Genomic DNA, 22,912 nt, shown 5'->3' with positions numbered 1-22,912 from the left:
GGGCATGACTGTGATAAGTCATGCCCCTTTTGTAAATTCTCTATTCCTATACTCACTATTTTTGTACTATACAAGCCACTCTTTTTCCACTTCTAACCAACACTCTTAACATTGTAATATTATCTTAAAAGAGTACAAATTATTCGTTTTTTTTTACAGAAAGAATTAGTTTTATTATCTTTGTATCAGAAAAAACAATATCATTATCAATAACACATTAGTTTGATTGTTCTATTTTTACACAGCCTTAGACCATAAAAAAATAATTTCTATCTATGTTTTAATAGCATCATAACTTACAACAGTCCTAATTAACAAGTATGAACAAACATCTTATCATCAATCTGATAATAACTTGTATTACATCATTGACAGTTCACAATCTTTCTGCACAACACCACATAATATTACAAATAGAAGACAAAGAACATATAGCCGCCGATGCCGCAAGTGTCGTTATCACCGACGTGGATAACAGACGAGTAGTCAACAACTGCATAGCCGACACATTAGGTAAAGTTTACATTAAGTTGGACAAAGGGAATTACAGTGCATACATCAGTTCATTAGGCTATAAAGATACCACTCTCTATTTTACCATTCCCACCAAAGAAAGCTTGATCAAAATAGTAATAGAAAACGATATTACTCACATCAACGATATTATTATCACGGCTAAGAAGCATCGCCCCATCGTAAAAATGGAAGACGGGAAAGTAAATATCGATGTTGCCCAAAGCTATTTATCCGACATTGGCAATGCTATAGATGTCTTAAAACATTCACCCGGCATCCATATTGACAACAAAGGAAGTATCTCTCTTTCATCGCTAGGCGGAACAGCTATATATATCAATGGTAAGAAGACGCCATTACAAGGAGAAGCCTTAACTGCTTATCTACGTTCTTTATCCTCTACTAGAATACAGAAGATTAGCACCTCGCCCAATCCTAATGCGTCGTACGATGCCGAAGGTGCAGGCGGAATCATAGATATTATCTTGAAAAGCGAGACCGATACGGGCTTTCACCTTACAACATCTCATGGTATATCATTTTGGAACTATATACATGAGACATCAGATATTTCGTTATCGTACAATAGGAGACATTGGCAAGTCGGTATTACTTATAATCATAACATCGGATACTATGCCATGAAATATGGCAGTAACAGAATACAAGATGGGAATAAAAACCTATCTACCACCGATGATGTAGACAAGCGCAATACTTACTCAACCAGCATAGACCTTGTATACCATCCAAATGACAAACACAAATTTACCTTCAATACTTCTATCAGCGCCGTTATCGGACCAGGATACACATCTACCGAGACACAAATATATAGAGGAATGAATGATTTAACTCAATTGCTATATGCCGAAAATGATTATCAAAAGCAACGGACACCGAGATATAGTGGTAGTATAGCATATATTTTCACGCCTAGTAAAAACCACACGCTATCAGTAAATGCAGATTATATCAAGGTCGATGGAGAGTCATATTGCAATCAACCCAATATTTATTATTTCCCAAACGGTACACTCCATCACAAAGACATATACCAATCAGAAAACGACAAACACATAAAGATTGCCTCATTCATGATTGATTATAAACATTTGTTTGGCAAAGGACATGAATTATTGGCCGGCATAAAAGCCTCAACAATCAACAGCGATAATAACTTTAAATTCTATTCTTCACTTAAAATCGATAATACAAGATCTAACAGGTTTACATATTCCGAGCAAAACATTGAAGGTTATACCCAATATACAATACAGTTAAATAAGTGGATGGCCACTGCTGGAATAAGAATAGAGCAAATGTACAGCAAAGGTTTATTGCAACCATACACAGCCATGGATAAAAAAGAAACAAATACAACAAACCGTTTCAACTGCTTTCCGAATGCTTCAATCTCCTATCAAATATCGCAAAACACACGTATGACATTGGCTTATAGCAAACGACAAGACAAACCTAGATATGAAGACTTAAATCCTTTTGAGTATTTATTAGATGAACTAACTTACTGGAAAGGCAATCCGTTTATCACACCTCAAACAAATGACAAACTGATATTTAGTTTATCACACAAACAACTGGCTATAAATCTCTCATATAATTCACTAAACAACTATTTTACAGGTATAACCGATGTCTATAATAACAACACGGTGGTAATGACAACCAAAAACATAGGAAAGCAAAAACAACTGGGTGCAGAAGTCGTTTACAGCAAACGTATTGCTTCATGGTGGGATACAAATTTGAACTTTGGTACCTACTATTTTGTCAACAAGCTGAATTACGAAACAAATAATCATATTTATAGACGACCATCATATACACTCAATATCTCTAATAATATTACTTTGCCTGCAAAATTACAGCTGGAAGTGGCGGCACAATATCTTTCCAAGCGACAAGGAGGCAGCTATGAAGTCCTAAAATCCAGCGGATATGTCAATATTGGCATTAGTAGAACGTTTCTTAAAGACAGACTTCACACATCTATCATCCTAACCGACGCCTTCCATACACAACGATGGGACAGCTATGGTAATACCAATAAGTTGAATATCAGCTCATGGGGAAACAGTGAGACACGCCAAATAGGTTTGAAAGTAAGATATTACCTAGGAGTAAAAAAATATAATGTAGAACATAAGTCTATTAAAGAAGCCGAGCGTTTATAATTCTTTATTGCTTAAACAAAGTCTTATAATAAATAAAGCCAATAACTTATGAACTTGAAAATTTACAAACTCATCTCCCAATCCAACAACTCATAGACTTAGAAACTTACAGCCTCACCCTGCTGCAAAGGCTTTGCAACTCTGCTGTTTGGCTCTTGCAGTAATGCTGAAAAGGCGGAGCAGTATCGCTGTTTAATCTCTGCAGTTTGATAGTTGATAAGTAAGCAAGTTGGCTAGTAAACTAATTTGCTACGCAAATCATTAGTTTTTAAGTTTATAACTACGGTAGTTATAGTATAAACAGGCATTGTTAGACACGCGAAAATGCTTTTGCCACATGGCCGAACTCAATTCGTCCCAACACATTCGTGAACATTTTAAGCAAGATATAAGTCTTGTAGTAGAGACGGAAAACCTTCCGTCTCCCTTGATAAACGACGTTGTTTATCGATATTTCTACAGTACTGTAGGGGTGCGACATATCGCGTCCGCATGCAAAGTTTACAATTATTCATGGATTAAATAAAGCTATTATTGTCTGCGGACACGGCATGCGTGTCCCTACAAGCACCCACTTAGAAGGTCAATACCAACAAAAGCTACTACGTAAAGACAGTCAACATCCCATCCCGACTTTACTTCCTGAGTATATCGTGCAACCGATTTATTCTGTTCATTAAAAGTCAATGGATTGCCTAGATAGGGTGTCCAAAGATCGCTTCCCAACATTTCGCGGATATTATTGGTGTATATATCACCTTTATAAGAGATTACTCCATCTTCCACAAGGCGAAATCGACAAGAGCAACAACGTTCTTGTTCAAAACCCTAACTATTAATTTATAGGTAAACGTAAACACTGTCCACCTCATTCAGGTGACAGTAACAACCCTAGCGGGCAGGTCTGTGAAGACTTGTCCGCTTATTTTATATTCCCAAATGCGTTCTCTCGCAATTTCCAAACATAAGAGCAAAAACACATAAGAAAGCATAAAACCTAGGAACAAATTGTATTCGACCATCTTATTCCGAAGTATCGCAGACTGACTACAGATGCTTAGCTACCTGTTAGAGCACAAACAACATTCTCAACCACGCCTCCAATACTCTTTAAGGAGGGGCAAAGATTATACCCATAGACTCCAACTGCGACTATCAGCTATAGCCATTTCGCAACAGATAATAGGCTATTCATCTCCATGAACAATAATCCAAAGGTTCATAAATCTAAATACTCAAATCACTGCAGGAGCAAGGCAGCATCGCTGACCGGCCTTTTCAGAATTCTTGGCGAGCCTAGGCAGCAATGCTGCTTCAGCGTTGCAGAAAAGGAATTAACAACTTTACAAGTTAATAAGTAGACTAGAAAGGGAAGAGAGATGAGGAGTTTACATCCCCATCCCCACTCTTTCCACTGCACAAACTCAAAAAGTCGGTGTTTATTTTGAGATGCTAGAAAAATATATTACTTTTGGGAACGCTAACCCATAATAACAAACTTTAAACAAAACAGATCATTTTGAGATGTCTTCAGCTGTACACCATGACATACAAGCACATCCCTTGACGTTTAATACGATCTATAAACAATATTATAAACGAGCCATAGCCTTTGTCAAATCGTATATCCACGACGATTTGGCAACAGAAGATATTGTATCTGAAGCCATGATTAGCGTGTGGAAAAATATTGATTTGAATCGCAAAGAGGGAATTACAGCCTATTTGTTATGTGTATTAAAAAGCCGTACACTGGATTACCTGCGCTGTAGGAAACGTGAATTGCAAATGAAAGAAGACGTAGAAGTTTGGATGAATCGCGAAGTGGAATATCAGACAGAGGCTTTGGAGAGCTGTACCACAGATGGCATTTTCAAACAAGAGATACTGGACATAGCAAAAAATACATTGGAAACACTGCCAGAGAAAACACGATTGGTATTTGAAATGAGCAGAAATGAAGCACTCACACACAGGGAAATAGCCGACAAGTTGGGTGTTTCAGAGAAAGCCGTACAATATCATATTACCAGAGCTTTAAAGGCTTTGCATAAGACTTTGCGCAACTATTTGCCCATATTCTTATTTCTCTTTGGCGCATAAATCTATTTTTTTTCATTTTCTTATTAGGAGGTAATCCCCCAATTACGTATATATAATATGGAGCAAGAACTGTTATATCGCTACATGACAGGCTCTCTGACCGAAGAAGAGCGCAAAACTATAGTAGAATGGATAGGCGAAAGTCCGGCTAACAAGCAGGAGTTTATACGCCTACACAGGGTGTATGATGCTGCATTATGGAGTGAAAATAACGACGAACATAGTGCATCCGGAGCATCACACCGAGTCAAGATGCGATACCTTTGGCGCATTGCAGCAGCCGTATTCCTATTGATGGGTACGGCTTTGACATGGTATGTCGCATCGCAACGACACGATACAAGACAACTAGTAACAGTATATTCCCCCACAGGACAGCGCACTGAAATGCTCTTGCCCGATGGTAGTAAAGTTTGGTTGAATGCCAATAGCAAACTGACTTTTGATGCAGTGATGGACGGCAAAAAACGTGCAGTGGCTCTAGACGGTGAAGCCTATTTCAAAGTAGCCAAGCAAAAGGAGCGTCCGTTTGTTGTTTCCACTTCAAAGATGGATATACAAGTGCTAGGAACCGAGTTCAACGTATGTGCCTATACGAACGAGAAAGAATGGGAAACATCGTTGGTCAATGGAAAAATAGAATTGATAAACGAAGCCAAACACATTAGAACAACCTTGGCACCTAATACCACGGCAACACTCATAGGCAACACGCTGATACAGAAGACCATAGAGAATGCAGATTATTTCTTGTGGCGCGAAGGCGTATTGGCTATCAAGAACAAAGCACTTCTCGACGTGATGTACTTGCTAAACAATTACTTCGATTATAATATTATAGTAAAAAACAAGCGTATAGCCAACAAGCGGTACACAGGAAAGTTTAGAACCAAAGACGGCATAGAGCATGTACTACGAGTATTACAATTAGACAACAACTTCACCTATACCAAGAACAACGACACAAAGACCATCATTATACATTAATCATATTATCAAATACCTAAAAAGACTAGTGCCTATGATTATATCCAACTAACCACCCAGCAGCCACGATGGCAAGCAATCTATCTACCAATCGGCAACGATTGACTAGGAAAGACCTATGAGTAATTTTTTAATACCAAATTAACATGATTTCTAAATGTAATATGAAGATAAACCGACGCGTTGCATTATTGATGAAAGCCGGTGTCTTTATCTGGTTTCTAGGTACCAACCCTACATTCGCTATGCAATCTTATGCACAAGCACATAGTGTAACTATCAGGTTGAGCAACAGCAACACCAAGCAAATTTTGAAAGAGATAGAACGACAAACCGACTACCTCTTTGTATACAATGAAACAGAAATAGATCTGAACAGACGCGTAAAAGTAGATACCAAGAAACAATCTGTCAACACCGTACTCGACCAATTGTTTAATGGAACACCTATTACCTACGTGATAGAGGGAAATAATATCTTGCTCACTTCGCGCAAGACAGCAAACCAAAGAACTCAAAAGAGGAACAGCACACAACAAAATAGCAATGAAACACGGACAATACATGGAGTTGTGAGCGACGAGAAAGGTGAACCTATCATTGGAGCCAGTGTACAGGAGAATGGTACAAACCGCGCTACTGTAACCGACCTCGACGGTAGATTTAGCCTTAAAGTAGCCTACAATGCCACACTCACTGTATCATATATAGGCTATAGCAGCCAGCAAATGAAAGTGGGACAACGGAAGACATTGGACATTATGCTGCGAGAGAACGCAAAAGTGCTCGACGAACTCGTGGTTGTAGGATATGGTAAACAAAAGAAGTTGACCATGACAGGTGCCGTTGCTGCCGTTTCGGGCGATGTTTTGAACAACCGTCCTATTGGCAATATCGCACAAGGCTTGCAAGGAGTTGTCCCCAACTTGAATATTACATTTAACAGCGGACAGCCATCGGCAGGTGCCGGTATCAACATTCGTGGTAACACATCATTGAATGGTGGCTCGGCATTGGTGCTGATTGATGGTGTAGAAGGCGACATTTCTATGCTCAATCCACAGGATGTGGAGAGCGTATCTGTATTGAAAGATGCATCTTCAGCAGCCATTTACGGTGCACGCGCTGCATTCGGTGTAATGCTTATCACTACGAAACAAGGTAAAGCCAACCAAAAAGTAAAGGTAAGTTATAGCAATAACCTAGCTTGGAGTAAACCGGCTCGACTCCCCAAGATGCCAAGAGCAGACGTTTGGGCTCGCGCTTGGAACGACGCATATGATAGCGAACAGCCCGGAGATTACTATTTCACCGACCGATTCTTAGAGGCATTGGATGCTCATATTGCCGACCCGGAACATAATCCGGCAATACTTGTCGATACAGAAGGAATCCAAAGTCCCAACTATACACCTAATAAGCCGGGATGGGCTTACGTGGGTAATACTGATTGGATACACGAATTCTATAAAAACGCAGCCTTTATGCAACAGCATAACGTGAGCGTTTCGGGAGGTAACGACCGCAGCCGCTATTATCTATCGGGGGCTTTCAAAGACCAAAACGGTATTTTCCGTTATGGTAATGATACCTACAAGCGTTATAATCTCACGTTTACATTCGATACCAAGATTAATAAAATGTTGGATATCGGTTTCTCTACCAAGTATAATTATACCCAAAGCGACGAACCATTTAAAGACGGTGGCGACGGTGCAACATGGTATTACGAAGTATATAGAATGTTCCCAACCCTATCTGTTTTCTTACCTAATGGAGAGTTTGCAGGTATGTCGCTCAGTAGAGGTAACTTCAATGTAATCGGACACATGGCTAATGCAGGCCGCAGAGTTATCTCCGGCAATGATATGTGGTACACTGGTCGTTTCGATTTGCATCCATTGAAAGGGCTATCTATCAAGGGTAATTACTCTATCAATAAATACTTTAGTCGCACTAAAGAACATAGAAAGACCGTATATCAGACGATGCCCGAAGGTGCAGAGTCTTTAAAGGCAGAATCTCCTAACCATGTAGCCAATGGAAATCGCGAGCATACCTACCAAGCATTAAATATTTGGGCAGAGTACGATTGGAATCTGAACAAGCAAAACCACTTCAAAATCATGGGTGGTTATAACCAAGAAGGTAAAGATTATAAAGGTTTCTCATTGAAGATGACCGACTTGTTCGATAACTCTACACCAATATCTCATCTTGCCATCAACTACGCAAGCAACTGGGAGACTGATACTAGATGGCGTGTTCAAGGTTTATTCTATCGTTTCAACTACGAATATGCTGATAAATACTTGGTACAATTAGATGGCCGTTACGACGGTTCGTCTAAGTTTAGAAAAGGTAAACGCCACGTATTTGTACCATCCGGCTCTTTAGGATGGCGCATCTCTGAAGAAAAATTCTTTGCTCCGCTACGCAAAGTTGTTGACAACTTGAAGCTAAGAGGTTCTATTGGTGTACTTGGCAACCAAGCTATCAGCTCATACTTCTCATACATCGCCAGCCTAAATGGTGGTACCATGAGCAACTACATGATGAACGGCGACCCATTGACATATCTGTCTGCACCTTCAGTACCTAACAATGTGACATGGGAAAAGGTCATCAGTAAGAATATAGGTATCGACTGGGCATTATTCAACCAGCGTTTGACAGGTCAGTTCGACTACTATGTTCGCGACACGAAAGACATGATTCGCCCCGTCACCCTGCCTGCTGTATTGGGTACCAGTGGCGGTCAAGAGAACATAGCCGACCTACGTACCAAAGGATGGGAAATAGAATTGGCATGGCGAGACAAGATTAATAACGTATTTAACAGTCCGTTGGGCTATTCTATCTCTGTAGGCCTATCCGATTATCAAGCTGAGATTACAAAGTTTGATAATCCTACCGGCTCGCTATCTATGTACTACAAAGGTTATAAGATGGGCGACTATTGGGGATATGTAACCGATGGATATGTGCGAGATGAGCATGAAGGCGCTCGCATGAACTATGTTCAGAAGTTTATCTATCACACTTGGAAGCCGGGAGACGTTCGCTATCGCGACTTAAATAACGATGGAGTCATCGATATTGGTAAGAATACGCTAGCTGAACCGGGCGACCGTACCATCATCGGTAACAATACACCACGCTATCGTTACAATGTTCAGGCAACTCTAAACTGGAAAGGTTTCGACTTCTGGATCATGTTTGATGGTTTAGGTAAACGCGATGTTTGGACAGAGAGTGACCAGTTCTGGGGATTCCCACGCGGTATCTACAATGGTAATATCACACAGTACCATATTGATAACACATGGAGTCCGGAGAATCCTGATGCTTATTATCCAAGAAAATCGCTGAACAGCAGAAACACACAACGCCAATCTAAATACTTGTTGAATGCTGCTTATCTGCGACTGAAAGGCTTATCAATAGGCTATACCTTCCCTAAACAATTGATTTCTCGCTTGCATTTAGACCAACTGAAAGTCTACATCAGCGGTAATAACCTTTGGGAGAAGACATATATGCCACCTTTCATGACTCCCGACATCGTAGAGAGTTTGACTGGAAATGGAGCTAATTCGGGAAAAGAATATGCATTTATGCGCCAATTCTCGTTTGGTGTTAACGTTTCATTCTAATCATTTTAAATACTAGATAACAATGAAAAGATACCATATATTATTAACAGCATGTGCCGGTTTACTGCTTGCAAGCTGTAATTATCTAGACGTTGAACCGGGCGATACCATTACTGAAGACCGCTTTTGGACTACAGCTAATGGTGTAGCATTGGAACAATACTGTCATACATACTACCCCCGACTGATAGTAGGACATGGAGATCCACGTTCATACAGTACCTCTCCAATGTTCGGGGGCGACATGCAGACAGATAATATCTTGGCCGGTGCCGCCAATCAGATAGCATTTGGTAAGAACGTAAAGACTCAAAGCGACGGTGCTTGGAACTGGAGTACGGTGCGAGGATGCAATGCTTTCTTGGCAAACTACAAGAAGACACCGGCCAATGCCATTGAGCAAAAGCACTATGCAGGCGAGATTTACTTCTTCAAAGCATGGGACTATTTCAATAAGATGAAGCGTTTTGGCGATGTGCCATGGTATGATAAGGTGCTGGACAAGAAAGATCCCGGCTTGTATAAGAAGAGAGATTCACGCACTTTAGTTACCGATTCCATTATCATGTGCTTGGATAGAGCCATCGAATACCTCCCAATGCTTACAGATGTAAGCAAGGTGAGCAAGGATGCTGCCCTCATGCTGAAGGCTAGAGTATGTCTCTACGAGGGAACTTGGCGCAGATATCGTAAGATGGAAGGTGATGAGAAATTGCTAAAAATGGCTTACGATGCAGCCGGCGAACTGATGAGACCGGAATATAAGCACTCTTTATATTCAGAAGGTGGGCCCGATATGTGCTACTTCAATCTGTTTATCCAAGATAATTATAAGGGTAATCCGGAGATTATCTTAGCACGTGAATACGACCCAACAGTGAATATGGGACACATGATATCTCGTTCCCATCCATTAAGCGATATGGGTATGAGCCGCGATTGTTACGAGGAATATCTCTGTTCTAAGACAGGTAAGCCCATTTCTATTTGTGGTTGCCATAACCCAAAGATGGGATATTTGGCAGAAATGACCAATCGTGACGGTCGATTAATGCAGACAATCTGTGTTCCAGACGCCGATAGCAAGCACGCACAATATCTATATAGGGAAGATGGTGGCAAGAAAAAGGGTGGAGTTCCCAATATTTTCAGCCTGTTAAATGCTACCGATGCCCATCCGTTCTATGGTACATCGGCAACCGGTTATTGCATTAGCAAGTACTATAAAGAATCCGAATGGGAAGGAACCGAGCATTTCAAGGGTTCTATCGATGCTCCCGTAATGCGCTATGCCGAAGTTTTGTTGATACGAGCAGAGGCAGGTGCCGAACTAGGATTAGACCCTGAATTGGATAAGACTATCAATGCATTGCGTCAAAGAGTAGGCTTTGCTCACAAATTAACCGATCATCCGACAGAAGATCCCGACCTTGTTGCTAAGTATCCTGACATCGTTGGAGCCAACAAGAACTTGATTCGAGAGATTCGACGCGAACGCAGAATAGAGTTATTTGCCGAGAATGCCCGATGGGACGACCTGTGTCGCTGGCATGCTGCCGTCAACTTGTTGAACCGAGAGCGTCGTGGTATGCCAATGGACCCCAAGTTCTATACAGCGAAAGAGATACAGATGATTAAAGAGAAAGTAGGATTCGACGCCGACGGATTCATCACTCCGTATGCTATTCGAGTTAGCTACAAGCCTACTTTCACTGAGAAGAATTACCTGTATAACATTCCTATCAATGAAGCATCGTTGAATCCGAACCTTCTACCCGACAATCCGGGATGGTAAGAGTGAAGATATAAAAGACGTAACATTGACAGATTTTAAAACTAAAAGTAATGAAATCAACAATATTATATTCAATATTGAGCTGCATGGCACTGTTCACGGTGGGCTGTTCAAGTTCATCAGACGATACCAACACGGCTCTTCCACATAAAGGTGCGAAGACTGTGCTCATGCAGAACGTTGCAGACAACCTACCGGAATTGCAAAGTGTAGAGAAAGACTCTATGTGGAGCGTGACCGACGGTGTCAGCGTAACCGAGGTAAAAATGGTATTCCGCACATACAACACGCACATGTTGATTGCCGAAATAGACTTAACCAAGGGCGTAACGTTAACCCCAAGCTGTGCTGACAACGCAGAATTACCTACCAAACTACAACCATTGACCGAACAAATGCAGGCATTAGAAAAAGCCGGCAAGACGGTATATGCAGGTATCAATGGTGATTTCTTCGGCAAGGGCAAAGACGGTTACCAATCCATGAATGTATTCGTGAAAGACGGAAAAGTCATCAAAGACACGTATACCGCAGGCAATGAAGGTATGATTATCAAACTGAAGAACGGTGATATACGCATTGTTCACCCACGCTTCTTCAAGAGTTATTCTGCCGATATACAAGAAGCTGTAGGTGGTTTCCATGCTTTGATAACCGATGGTGAACCCAACGAGTTGCTGGCCGTGAACGACTTGACGATGAAATTCGATGCACGCACATTCGTAGGCCTATCACAAGACAACAAGAAGTGTTATCTCTTTGTAGTCGATGGAGGGCAGGACGACTTCTCTAAAGGCATGCGTGTAGAAGACGCCATCAGCATTTGTAAATATGCGGGATGCCATAATGCTGTAAATCTAGATGGCGGAGCATCGTCTACCTTTGCCACTAAAGACAGCAAAGGCACCATCAATGTGTTGAACAAACCATCCAACGGCGAACAACGACCGGTATTTAATGGTTTAGTAGTCATTAAGAAAGGATAAGCTATGAAGAACTATAGATTAATACAAACAATGCTATTGGGTGCAATGACATGCTTCTATGTCTTTACATCCTGCAGCGAGAAGTATGATATACAGCGAGTAGAGCCCAGTCTCGACGTACAAGAGAGCGTCACGACCGAACCTCAGAGCGAACGTCTAGTGATGCCGTTGAAGTCGTCATACCCTTGGTTTGCCGAGGCTTCTGATGGTTGGATTAGCCTGACTCGCTATCGCGGACAGGCTCTGAAAGCCGACTCTATCGTCTTCTCTTGCGAAGAGAATCCTACCATGGACGACCGTGAAGGATATATTGAAGTACGGTTGATGGATCAATACAGCCAGCGTATCAAGGTCGTTCAGCGTGGACGAGGCACACTCATTACCCTCCCACAGAGCCTTGTCTACTTCAATAAACAAGGTGGAGAGGTGCTTGTCGAGGTGCAGACTCATCTGGACTGGCAGCCCGAAGTGGGTTCAAAAGATGGCTTTACCTTTACCAAAGCCGACAAGACCCACCTGAAAGTGGTGGCAACAGCTAATCCAACGGGTAAAGACCGTACGTCGGAAGTCGTCATATATGACAAGGACAAGAAGAAGTCGGCCAAGCTTTCCATCATCCAGAAACCTACCGACAAGATACTGTTCATCCCGTTCGAGGCTGCACAGAAGGATCTTGTCATCAAGAAAGGCGAATACTCCTTGGACATTCCGGTAACTCTCAACGTAGAATACGACGCTGTAGCCAGCGATAAGTGGATTAAGATTAAATCGGCTCCGCCTGCAGATGGCAAGTCCGTACAGAATGTATTGGTATCTACCGAAGTAGAGACCAACACCACCGGACAGGAACGCAACGGCTACATTGTTATCAAGAACAAGGGCAGTAAGACCGAGGCCTCCGACACCATCTTTATCACTCAGCGCGGTGTTGGGCAGATTATCTACGTCAAGCCGGGCGGTAATGGCGACGGAACTTCATGGGAACGTGCCTTTGGAAGCATCCACGATGCCATGGGCGCAGCCTCCAACAATGGCGACATGGAGATATGGGTGGCATCAGGAACATATCAGTTCAAGGCCAGTCTGACATGGAAACACGTCAACGTTTACGGTGGTTTCAAGGGGACGGAGAACAAGCTGCATCTTCGCGACCTCAAGAATAAGCCGGTATTTGTCGGCGGTGAGCGCAAATTCATGGCCGCATGGAACAATAAGGGAGCCATGGTCTGGATGGACGGTATCGTCTTTGCCGACTGCGACAACTATCGTAACACCGACACCGGATGCTTTGAAATCTACATGAACCATGGATTCCGTAACTGCGAATTCCGCAACTTGCGTCATGGCAGACAGATATTCTACATGCAAAAGTGCAAGATGGTGAACTGCTACCTGCACGATCTGCACTCCAAGAACTACATCGTACGCGGAGACGGCACCAACTTCTACAACTGCACACTGGTTAGTTCTATGTCCGACGGTTGGAATACCAACTACGTAAGTGGTGGCTGCAAGTGGTTCAACTCGGTCATCTGGGCTATCAAGAGAACTGCCGGAACCGGCTACCGTGCATTCGTTGCCGGGCAAGCTACAATGACTAACTGTGCCGTACACAGCGGAATCAAGGAGAAGAACATCAATTTCATCGACTGCTTCGAACTCAATCTGAATAACGATGCCGACAATGGTCCTAAGTTTGTCAACCCCGTTGTCAATGGAGACTATCGCCTCAAAGCCGGCTCTAAGTGCATCGACGCAGGTAAGAAGGTCGATATACAGTTGCCATACGATATTATGGGCAATCCACGTGTCGTAGGATCATCTATCGACATGGGTGCATTCGAGTACGACGGAAAGTAATATATACCAACAATGAGGTGACAGCCATCGCAGTTGTCACCTCATCATACCAAATCAATCAACATGAAAAAGATTAAAACACATAATCCACTATTAAGTCTAATAGCGATTATCATCCTTAGTTGTAGCTGCGGTTGCAGCAAAGACTCTGCTATCGACACCCCGAAAAAGGCCGAGTTTGTTATGCCGGAGAAAGCCATCGTCATGACCAATCAGGCCGATGCATCGATTGTCATTGCCGATGTAGATGCCAAAAAGGTGGTATGGAAATGGACAGCGACCATCGGAAAAGTAAACGAAGAACACCGTAAATGGTTCTCGAATCCTAGCGATGTGAAACCGGTTTACAACAACACATGCATCTTGATGGCTGCATCGGGCGGCGGTGTAGCACTCATTCGCATTGCCGACAAGAAGACTTTGTTCTATGGTTATGCCGGAGTAAACCCCCACTCTGCCGAACTATTACCCGATGGTAATATCGTTACGGCCTCATCTACCGATGGAATCCTTGCTACATTCCGCACCGACACCATCAAAGGATTTGGAACCATGGTAGCTAAGTACGACCTACCGGCTGCCCACAATGTGTATTGGGACAAGAAACGCAATAAACTATATTCCGCAGCCCACACCATGCACATCTTTGATTACAATGGCGATAAAGAGAAACCGTTGTTGAAAAACCATGTGACGCAAGACATAGACTCACCCGACGGCAAATTGATTGGTACTCACGAGCTATTCCCCATCGAAGGCGAAGAAGACATGTTGTGGTTAGCAACAAACCAGAAAGTATGGAAATACAATCTGCGCGATAACTCAGTAAAGGAGTTCTCCAACTTCTATGCCATCAAGAGTGTATCGAATTCCAGCCATGGTATCATCATGTTGTGTCCTAAAGAAGAGTGGTGGGCCGACGATCTTATCGACGAAACCGGTAAAACCATCTTCCGCTCGTACGGCTTTAAAATATACAAAGCCCGTTGGATAGGAAAGTAAAGATATAAAGAAAGCGCATCGTTTAACCCACGATGCGCTTATTTTTTGTCTATTTAGTTACTCATCAGCTTTTCAATTACCGGACTGCACCGGCTTGGCAACATCACTGCCCAGCCGCTTCAACAATGCTGAAAGGCCGAGGCAGCATTTTTGCCTAGCCCTTGCAGCATTTCAAGGACGAAAGTATTTGCACACACCAGCAGTATATTGGCGTGCCCCACTGTCGTTGAAATGCACGTGATCTGAATACAACGAGGGAGCATGCGTAAATCTTTGGTCGCCACTACAATTATGGAAAGCGACATCATAACGTGCACATAGCCGCTCGATAACGTCGAATGAAGCCGGTGCATTGCTGCCATAAATCGGAGAAACCATCACGATGAGTTTGGTCTTCTTGGAATATTCGCGCAGCATTTTCTCAAAAAAGGAGACCTTGACACTATCTATTTTTGAGAAATCAAGCACGCGCGGCTGATAGTTTTCATCCTTTTTCAGACTTCCTTTCATAGGTATATAACCATTTTGAGAGATCAAATCTTTGTGCTGTAAGCGGTCGCCCACGATGTGGAATAGCAAAGAATTATAAGGATATATCCCACTTAGCATCTTCATACGTTCCATATGGCCTACCACAGAGAGTATTGAGTCGGCACAACCATGCGGACTCAGCGTGCGTATCTCAGTCAGGAAACGAGCATTATTAGAAGGTTCGATGTCGTATTCAGGCGTCAATTCATAGATAATCATCTTAGGAATATAGCGTTGTGACATGGCGCGTAAGAGCGCATAATGGTAAATGATGCCCTGTCCTCCTAACCCACAATTATAACACGAAAGCCCTGTCGAATCGCTTATGATTGGAGGCACATAGTGATGTAGTGCACGTGAAGACCCCAATATGACAATATCGCTCTTTACATAGTTCACAATCTCATTCTTTCTCCCGATAGCTCCAAATGTCGTAAAGTCGTAACCGCGCTTGAGCATATATCCGATTGCTTGGTCGGCAACTACAATGAAAGCCACAGTCAATATAAAGCTGATTAAAAACTTCTTCATATCTCCATCTCGTTTAAAAACTGATATAAATGAATTGTCCTGCATCAAACACGCCAAACAATAAAATCAGAATGCCTATCACGCAACTATAAACCCATATCCATTTAGGATGAGAGAATAGATTGGGACACCACTCATCGCGTATATCTTTCACTACGACTATCATAAACATAAGAAACATCGTTAATACAGTGGCTTTCATATCGCGATTATCAGGTATATCTATGGTCAACCTTGTATCAGTGACCATGCGCATCAAGATATTAAGAGCTTCTTTTATCGTAGGAACGCGAAAGAGTATCCACAACAAACTGGCCAAAACAAAGGTGATGACCATGCCTATAGCCTTAGCTGTACGTCCACACCGGCCTTTGAATGTACGCAGTTCTCTATCAACAACGACCAACAAACCATGCAACAATCCCCACAACAGATAGGTATAAGCTGCCCCATGCCACAAGCCACTAACAAGAAATGTGATAAATAGATTCCTGCGAATCTTCCATGCAGCGGTACGACTACCTCCCAAAGGAATGTAGATATAATCCCTTAGCCAGAAAGACAACGTGATGTGCCACCGTCGCCAAAACTCACCAAAACCGAAAGAGAAATAAGGACGTTGAAAGTTTTGATTGATTCTAAAGCCTAAAACATTGGCGCAACCTATAGCCAAAAGTGAATATCCGGCAAAGTCGGTATATATCTGAATAGAATAACACAATGTGGCAAACACTAACGTAAGCCCACTGAACCCATCGGGATGGCCAAAAACAGTATCTACATAAATACCGAAACGATCGGCAACTGCCACCTTTAAGAACATGCCCCATACCATCAAAGCGATTCCACTAGTAGCCAATTCACTGTCAAAACGCTTCCCGCGATTTTTAATTTGCGGCATCAAGTCGTTGTATCGACTGATAGGACCAGAGAGTATCTGCGGAAAAAAGCAGACGAAAAGGGCATGATGTAATAGATTGTGTTCCGCCTTTATCTTGCCACTATAGACATCTATGAGGTATCCCAATGCTTGAAACGTATAAAAAGAAATACCGACAGGAATAGCCCAATTAAGTCCCGGTAACTCTATTCCGCTCCCTAAGCCAAGAAATAAATCATCTAAAATGCTACAAGCAAAATCATAATACTTAAAGAAGAACAAAGGGAGCAAAGACACACAGATACCCACCCATGTCGGCATGCGCCTCTTTGACTCCGCAAGCAAGGCAAAGCCATAGGTAGTCCCCATCACCCACAACAGGAAAAGAGCAAATATAGGCTTTAAACATAGATAGAAGCCTAGACTCGCTAACAGTAAGAATATATTACGAAATCGGGATGGTAAAACGTAATAAAACATACATATTACCGGGAAAAACATTAAAAAGAGCAAGGAGTTAAATACCATCGGAGTCTAAATCTATTTGCCTACACATATTCATATTGTAAACAAAGGTATGACTATAATTCTTAATGACAAAAGATTGAAGATAAAAACTAACACAATCATCAAAAGACAAACATTGCATACACACCTGTGGGAGATGATAATTACTGATAATCCAAAGCTACAAACAAGCCAAACAAAAAGGCTGACAATCGTCCTAAGACAACTATCAGCCTTCAATTGGAGTGGAGCTGGTGGGATTCGAACCCACGTCCAAACAGGGAAATAACATGCTTTCTACACGCTTATTCCGGCCTTCAATTTTCGAATTGCAGCAAGACCCGGACCACCAACTGCAACCTTATCCTCTAAATTTCATCCATGCAACGAGGCTTACATAGACTATTTCCGATTTTCCTGCACCGCTAAGTCCTCAGATTCGGAACAACATCCTTGGAGCGATGTCTCGTCCCCTCACCTAGTGAAGGGATAAAGCCAGTAATCTACTGTACTTCGATTAGGCAGCGAGAGCGTAATTGTTTTCGCCAATTAAATTTGTGTCCACTCAGATTATGGAGGTAGCCGACGAGCCTCCGCGTGCTTACATCCTACTTCATCCCGCTGTCAAATCCAGTCAACCCCGTGATGATAACGATGTATGGAATCGCTATTCCGCTGCAAATATACAGTAAATATATCATTCGCACAAAGAAAAACCTTTTTTTACGATAATTGAACAAATAATGGACGGAGAATTCGGATAATTTCACTAAGTTTGCAAGCATATAATCTAACCAGATAAAACAAAGGGAAATTCATGGAAAGAACATGGAGATGGTTCGGCAAAAACGACAAGATAACACTTGGCATGCTGAAACAAATAGGTGTGGAAGGCATTGTCACAGCCTTACACGATGTGCCTAATGGAGAGATTTGGGCGCAAGAGCAAATACATGTTCTCCGCACATACATAGAAAGTTATGGTATGCGTTGGAGTGTGGTAGAGAGTCTTCCTGTGAGCGAAGGTATCAAATATGGTTCGCCAGACTGCGATACATTAATAGAAAATTACAAACAGAGTCTGCATAATCTTGCCGCAGAAGGCATCCATACGGTATGTTATAACTTCATGCCTGTACTGGATTGGGCACGTACAGACTTGTCGCATGCCAATCCAAACGGCAGTACCAATCTTTATTTCTCTCATGCCCAATTTGCTTATTTCGATATTTGCATTCTCAAGAGAGATGGAGCTGAAAAGGATTGGAGTCCTGCCATCTTGGAAGAAGTAGAGCAATTGAAACGTACAATGACTCCTGAAGACGACCATAGATTGGTAGAAAATATCATCGTAAAGACACAAGGATTCGTCAGCGGAAACATCAAAGAGGATGATGAACACCCAGTAGAACTCTTCCGCGAGCTGCTTTCCCTCTACAAAGGCATCACGCGTGACCAATTACGCGAAAACATGCGCTACTTCCTCAACGCTATCATGCCCACTTGCGACGAATGTAATATATACATGTGCGTACATCCCGACGACCCACCCTTCCCCATCTTGGGACTTCCACGCATCGTTACAAACGATGAAGACATAGCTTGGTTCCTCCATGCAGTGGACAATGTACACAACGGATTAACCTTCTGTGCAGGCAGTCTATCGGCTGGTGCACATAACGATGTGGTGGAATTGGCTCGCAAATATGCATCGCGCACCAGTTTCGTACACTTGCGTTCATGCCACATTTTCCCAAATGGAGACTTTACAGAGGCCAGCCATCTAGGTGGCCGCGCCGACATCATCGAATTGGTACGTATCTTCGAACGTACCAATCCTCGTCTTCCCATGCGCGTAGACCATGGAATGACGATGCTCAATGATGCCGAACGAGGGTATAATGCGGGATACAGCTTCCTTGGACGCATGTTTGCCATGGGGCAAGTGCAGGGTATTCTCGCCACTGTAGACCGCGAACTAGGAATAGATTATAAACAACCGGGATTTTTTGATTAACTATTTACCATGAACAATTTATTCGATATCAAAGATAATGTGGTCGTCATCACAGGCGGCACAGGTGTATTAGGACGCTGTATTGCGAAATATCTGGCAGAAAACGGAGCCAAGGTGGCCATTCTAGGCCGTAAAGAAGAGGTGGGAAATACGATAGTAGAAGATATTAAAAATGCCGGTGGTGAAGCATCATTCTTCAAGACCGATGTCATGAATCAGACTGTCGTAGAGCAGAATTGCAAGGATATTATAGAGAAATATGGCAAAGTGGATACGCTGTTGAATGCTGCCGGCGGCAATCAGCCCGGTGCAACCATCGGCCCTAACCAAAACTTCTTCGACCTTAAACCCGACCAATTCCAACAGGTTTTAAACTTAAATCTCACCGGAACTGTCATACCCACGCAGGTATTCTTACGACCGATGGTAGCTCAAGGGAAGGGAAGCATCATCAATTTTTCCAGTATGGCAGCCTTCAGACCGCTAACTCGCGTCTGTGGATATGCTGCTGCGAAGGCCGGTATCAGCAATTTTACGGCCTATATGGCTCATGAGACGGCTAAAAAATTTGGCGAAGGCATCCGCGTCAACGCCATTGCCCCCGGCTTTTTCATTACCGAACAGAATCGAACATTACTTACCAATCCCGACGGGACCTATACCGAGCGTGGGCAGGACGTCATTCGCCAAACTCCATTTGGGCGCATGGGTAAACCCGAAGAACTATGTGGCACCATCCATTATCTCATGAGTGAAGCCTCTGCATTCGTTACCGGAACAGTAGCTGTTGTTGACGGCGGCTTCAATATCTTTGCCATGTAGGAAATAGACAGGAATTTCACTCCAAACGAGTAATCCCATTTTCTCGGCTTCACGAACTGCATGAGGGTGTGTCAAAATTGATACACTCTCTTTTTTTAGTATGTTGTTATCAGTTTCCGCTATTACCAAGCCGGGCTTTTCAGCCAAGGGAGGAAATAGTAGCTAGGATATCCTTTTATGGTTGGATTTTCAGACTGTGCGACACCGTCAGTGGTAAACTTGGTAATGCGTGGCCTTGGCTCATTATCCTGTAACATATACTTAGTGGTAAGCCAGTAAGTGCCCAGTGGGAACTCTCGTGTGATGATATCCTTGCTGTCCAGCCTCTTCCAGAACTCTTCGTGGCACAGGTAATAACCTGCTACATTGACAGAGAGATTATAGTTCGGACCTAAATAATAGGTTTCTATCTTTGCAATACCCGATGTGGCCCGAGGAGTTGGGAAAGTCATCCTGACAGCTACTTTGTAGTTGTTTGTAGAGGCTGTGTCACGGTCACGAAATGGCTTAAAGCACATAATGCCATATATAACCTTACTTCTCGATACAGTACAGAACCAGTTGTCGAACTTCTTTTGCTTTCCATTCAGGTCTGCAAAATTGTAATTATTTCCCATCGTCAATATATATCCATATTCTGGTCCAATATCCATTGCACCTTTTTCAGAAAATCCTTTGCCTTGATCAAGCTGAAGCTTCGGGTTATTGAAGATAGGAGTAAACTCTGAACACTTTGTTAATCTATAATTTCCGCTGTTCAGAGAAAGGTAGTATTTGTCAGCCTTTTTACCCTCGGCAATTTGCTCAGCATCTGCTTCATTCTTCGTCTTCAGCTCATTACCTTGTTTGTAAGCCCATAAGCGTTCAATAAACAGTGTTGGGCGGATGATCCTCAGCGTCATGTCATAGCTGGACCCCTTGCTGAGCTCGTTGCTGAAGCTGCCCAAGAGATATCTGCGGCCCATATAAGGACGCCAGGTGCTTGGATCTTTCGTATATGTATTCTTATCGTATGTGTAGTTTGTTCTGTTTGCATCTACCACTTCAACATCTCCGAAGAGCAGGGTCTCGTTTACGATACCAGCAGGATAATCACTTGTCTTCTTATAGTCGACAGGCATCAGGCACAGGATGAAGCCACGGCTTGTCCTGGTGTTTGGTGTGTTAGTACGCATCGACTTGTTATAGCTGTTGAAGTAGATGTAACTGTTGAGGTCACTCTGACCTTTGCGCAGTGTTCCGTCGTTCTTAGCCCCGTCATACTTGAGTATGATGTTGGTGGTATAGTGCTTTGCATTATACTTTTCGTAAATGCTTGAGCTGCGGCTGATAGCATTCGCACTGTTTGGCTCCCAGTAAGAAGCAGCCTTGTCGGCATCGTCAGAAACGCTATTCTTGTCAACATTGAAGTTATATTCACCTGAAGCGCAGAAAGCATTACTTTCCATCGTGATGGTACGGTTGATCTTTGTAGGAAGGGTCATACGGCTCTCCAGTGACAGAGCGAGGAATACGCCCTGTGGCTTGAACACCATCTTGTTGTTTTCGTTGCTGAGCTTCAGCTTGTTGCCGGTCTTGACAATGCGACGCCAGTTAGTAGCGAAAGGACAGGAAGCTGTGAACTCCTGACCCTTCTCCATCAGGTCAAGCGTGGTCTGGGTGTTCACAGAGAACTTGTCGCCATTCTTTTCTCCACCCATAAACGACATCATATACCACTCACCGTTAGCCAGGTCGCTCTTACTGGTCAGCTTGTTCAGGTTAAACTTTATGCTTGTATCTTCTTTGATCACGCTCCAGTTTGCCTCGACAACTTCCGTGACATTATTATTCTTATTGTAGAGCACCACCACCGAAGGCATCGTCTCCTCTGTGATGTTCAGTTTCGGATACAGAACAGTCTTGCCTTTGATATTCTCTTCCGTGACCTTGAATGGCATAGCGGCCCTTGTTTCAGGTTCGTTGACAGGCTCATTGGTCTGTGCTTCTATCTCCACTTCGTAGGTCTTCAATTCATTTGCAGATGTAGTGGTGGTTGTCCTGGAATCGTAGTCTATGCTTGTCTGGCTGCACGACACGAACAGAAGTGAGGCTAAGATAGCCATTGAAAAGACTTTAGTAGACATATTTTTTCAAGATGTTTCTGTTTTTATATTCTTGTTTCGTTATTAAAACCTGTATGCGTGTATAGATATTTGACATACGTCTGTCTATACGGAAGAGGATGCCTACTGGTCGTCTATCTCTCCGGTAAGGTCCTCCCCGTGTTTAATGTCCTCAATAGTCGCCTTCGGCCCTGAAGCAGCCATCAGATGCACTATTTCCATAGCCGTGATGTTGATACGCGGAGTAACGTACTGCTTACCTCGGCCTGATAGGGAATGGAATTCCTGCTCTTTGTTGTAGTTGTAAAGCATAATGTAATTATTTCCTTAATTCCGCAACACTATTATAACTTAAACTTTTTAAGTACCTGAGCAACAAAAAGTTCTTGCTTTGGCAAGCGGCAGAGCCGAGCGGA

Annotated in this window: 14 protein-coding genes and 1 other RNA gene; 10 read left to right on the top strand and 5 right to left on the bottom strand. The window is 42.8% G+C overall.

Annotation, left to right across the window (positions count from 1 at the left end):
• Positions 1-320 precede the first annotated feature (320 nt).
• Positions 321-2,714 (top strand): outer membrane beta-barrel family protein, encoded by a 2,394-nt coding sequence (locus HMPREF0671_RS09350; RefSeq protein ID WP_036899862.1) that lies wholly within the window; start codon positions 321-323, stop codon positions 2,712-2,714.
• Positions 2,715-3,275: 561 nt separating this feature from the next.
• On the opposite strand, the gene HMPREF0671_RS09345 is transcribed toward HMPREF0671_RS09350, so the two are convergent.
• Positions 3,276-3,500, bottom strand: a complete 225-nt coding sequence (locus HMPREF0671_RS09345; RefSeq protein WP_036899860.1) for a hypothetical protein — start codon at positions 3,498-3,500, stop codon at positions 3,276-3,278.
• A 738-nt stretch (positions 3,501-4,238) separates the two neighbouring features.
• On the opposite strand from HMPREF0671_RS09345, the gene HMPREF0671_RS09340 reads away from it, so the two are divergent.
• From HMPREF0671_RS09340 to HMPREF0671_RS09310, 7 genes are all read left to right on the top strand, one after another.
• The gene (locus HMPREF0671_RS09340) at positions 4,239-4,817 is read left to right on the top strand and encodes an RNA polymerase sigma-70 factor (protein ID WP_052052984.1); all 579 of its coding nucleotides are present in this window, start codon (positions 4,239-4,241) and stop codon (positions 4,815-4,817) included.
• 57 nt (positions 4,818-4,874) lie between these two features.
• Positions 4,875-5,804, top strand: a complete 930-nt coding sequence (locus tag HMPREF0671_RS09335; protein WP_036899858.1) for a FecR family protein — start codon at positions 4,875-4,877, stop codon at positions 5,802-5,804.
• 164 nt (positions 5,805-5,968) lie between these two features.
• Positions 5,969-9,460 (top strand): TonB-dependent receptor, encoded by a 3,492-nt coding sequence (locus tag HMPREF0671_RS09330; protein ID WP_198025903.1) that lies wholly within the window; start codon positions 5,969-5,971, stop codon positions 9,458-9,460.
• Between the two features lie 22 nt (positions 9,461-9,482).
• Positions 9,483-11,255, top strand: coding sequence for a RagB/SusD family nutrient uptake outer membrane protein (locus HMPREF0671_RS09325; RefSeq protein ID WP_036899856.1), 1,773 nt, complete (start codon positions 9,483-9,485; stop codon positions 11,253-11,255).
• Positions 11,256-11,305: 50 nt separating this feature from the next.
• On the top strand, positions 11,306-12,241 hold the full coding sequence (locus HMPREF0671_RS09320) for a phosphodiester glycosidase family protein (protein ID WP_036899854.1): 936 nt from the start codon (positions 11,306-11,308) through the stop codon (positions 12,239-12,241).
• A gap of 3 nt (positions 12,242-12,244) precedes the next feature.
• On the top strand, positions 12,245-14,101 hold the full coding sequence (locus HMPREF0671_RS09315) for a BACON domain-containing protein (RefSeq protein ID WP_036899852.1): 1,857 nt from the start codon (positions 12,245-12,247) through the stop codon (positions 14,099-14,101).
• 63 nt (positions 14,102-14,164) lie between these two features.
• On the top strand, positions 14,165-15,103 hold the full coding sequence (locus tag HMPREF0671_RS09310; RefSeq protein ID WP_156431119.1) for a DUF6528 family protein: 939 nt from the start codon (positions 14,165-14,167) through the stop codon (positions 15,101-15,103).
• A gap of 171 nt (positions 15,104-15,274) precedes the next feature.
• Here the strand turns inward: HMPREF0671_RS09310 and HMPREF0671_RS09305 are convergent, their stop codons facing one another.
• The 3 genes from HMPREF0671_RS09305 to ssrA form a co-directional block, all read right to left on the bottom strand.
• Complete coding sequence (locus HMPREF0671_RS09305) at positions 15,275-16,165, bottom strand: hypothetical protein (protein ID WP_036899851.1); 891 nt, start codon at positions 16,163-16,165, stop codon at positions 15,275-15,277.
• A 13-nt stretch (positions 16,166-16,178) separates the two neighbouring features.
• The gene (locus tag HMPREF0671_RS09300; protein ID WP_198025902.1) at positions 16,179-17,525 is read right to left on the bottom strand and encodes an MBOAT family protein; all 1,347 of its coding nucleotides are present in this window, start codon (positions 17,523-17,525) and stop codon (positions 16,179-16,181) included.
• 270 nt (positions 17,526-17,795) lie between these two features.
• Positions 17,796-18,194: a transfer-messenger RNA gene (gene ssrA / locus HMPREF0671_RS12070) on the bottom strand.
• Between the two features lie 175 nt (positions 18,195-18,369).
• Between ssrA and uxuA the strand changes: the two genes are divergently transcribed.
• Together uxuA and HMPREF0671_RS09285 are read left to right on the top strand one after the other, a co-directional pair.
• Positions 18,370-19,569 (top strand): mannonate dehydratase, encoded by a 1,200-nt coding sequence (gene uxuA, locus HMPREF0671_RS09290; protein WP_036899845.1) that lies wholly within the window; start codon positions 18,370-18,372, stop codon positions 19,567-19,569.
• A gap of 9 nt (positions 19,570-19,578) precedes the next feature.
• Positions 19,579-20,391: an SDR family oxidoreductase gene (locus HMPREF0671_RS09285; RefSeq protein ID WP_036899844.1), complete on the top strand. Its 813-nt coding sequence runs from the start codon at positions 19,579-19,581 to the stop codon at positions 20,389-20,391.
• Positions 20,392-20,513: 122 nt separating this feature from the next.
• On the opposite strand, the gene HMPREF0671_RS09280 is transcribed toward HMPREF0671_RS09285, so the two are convergent.
• The gene (locus tag HMPREF0671_RS09280; RefSeq protein WP_232223194.1) at positions 20,514-22,517 is read right to left on the bottom strand and encodes a hypothetical protein; all 2,004 of its coding nucleotides are present in this window, start codon (positions 22,515-22,517) and stop codon (positions 20,514-20,516) included.
• Between the last annotated feature and the right edge of the window lie 395 nt (positions 22,518-22,912).

Origin of the sequence: Prevotella sp. S7 MS 2 (assembly GCF_000762865.1) — a bacterium.
Classification (GTDB): domain Bacteria; phylum Bacteroidota; class Bacteroidia; order Bacteroidales; family Bacteroidaceae; genus Prevotella.
Note: the sequence above shows the minus strand (reverse complement) of the source record. Positions and strands in the feature narration are given on the sequence as shown.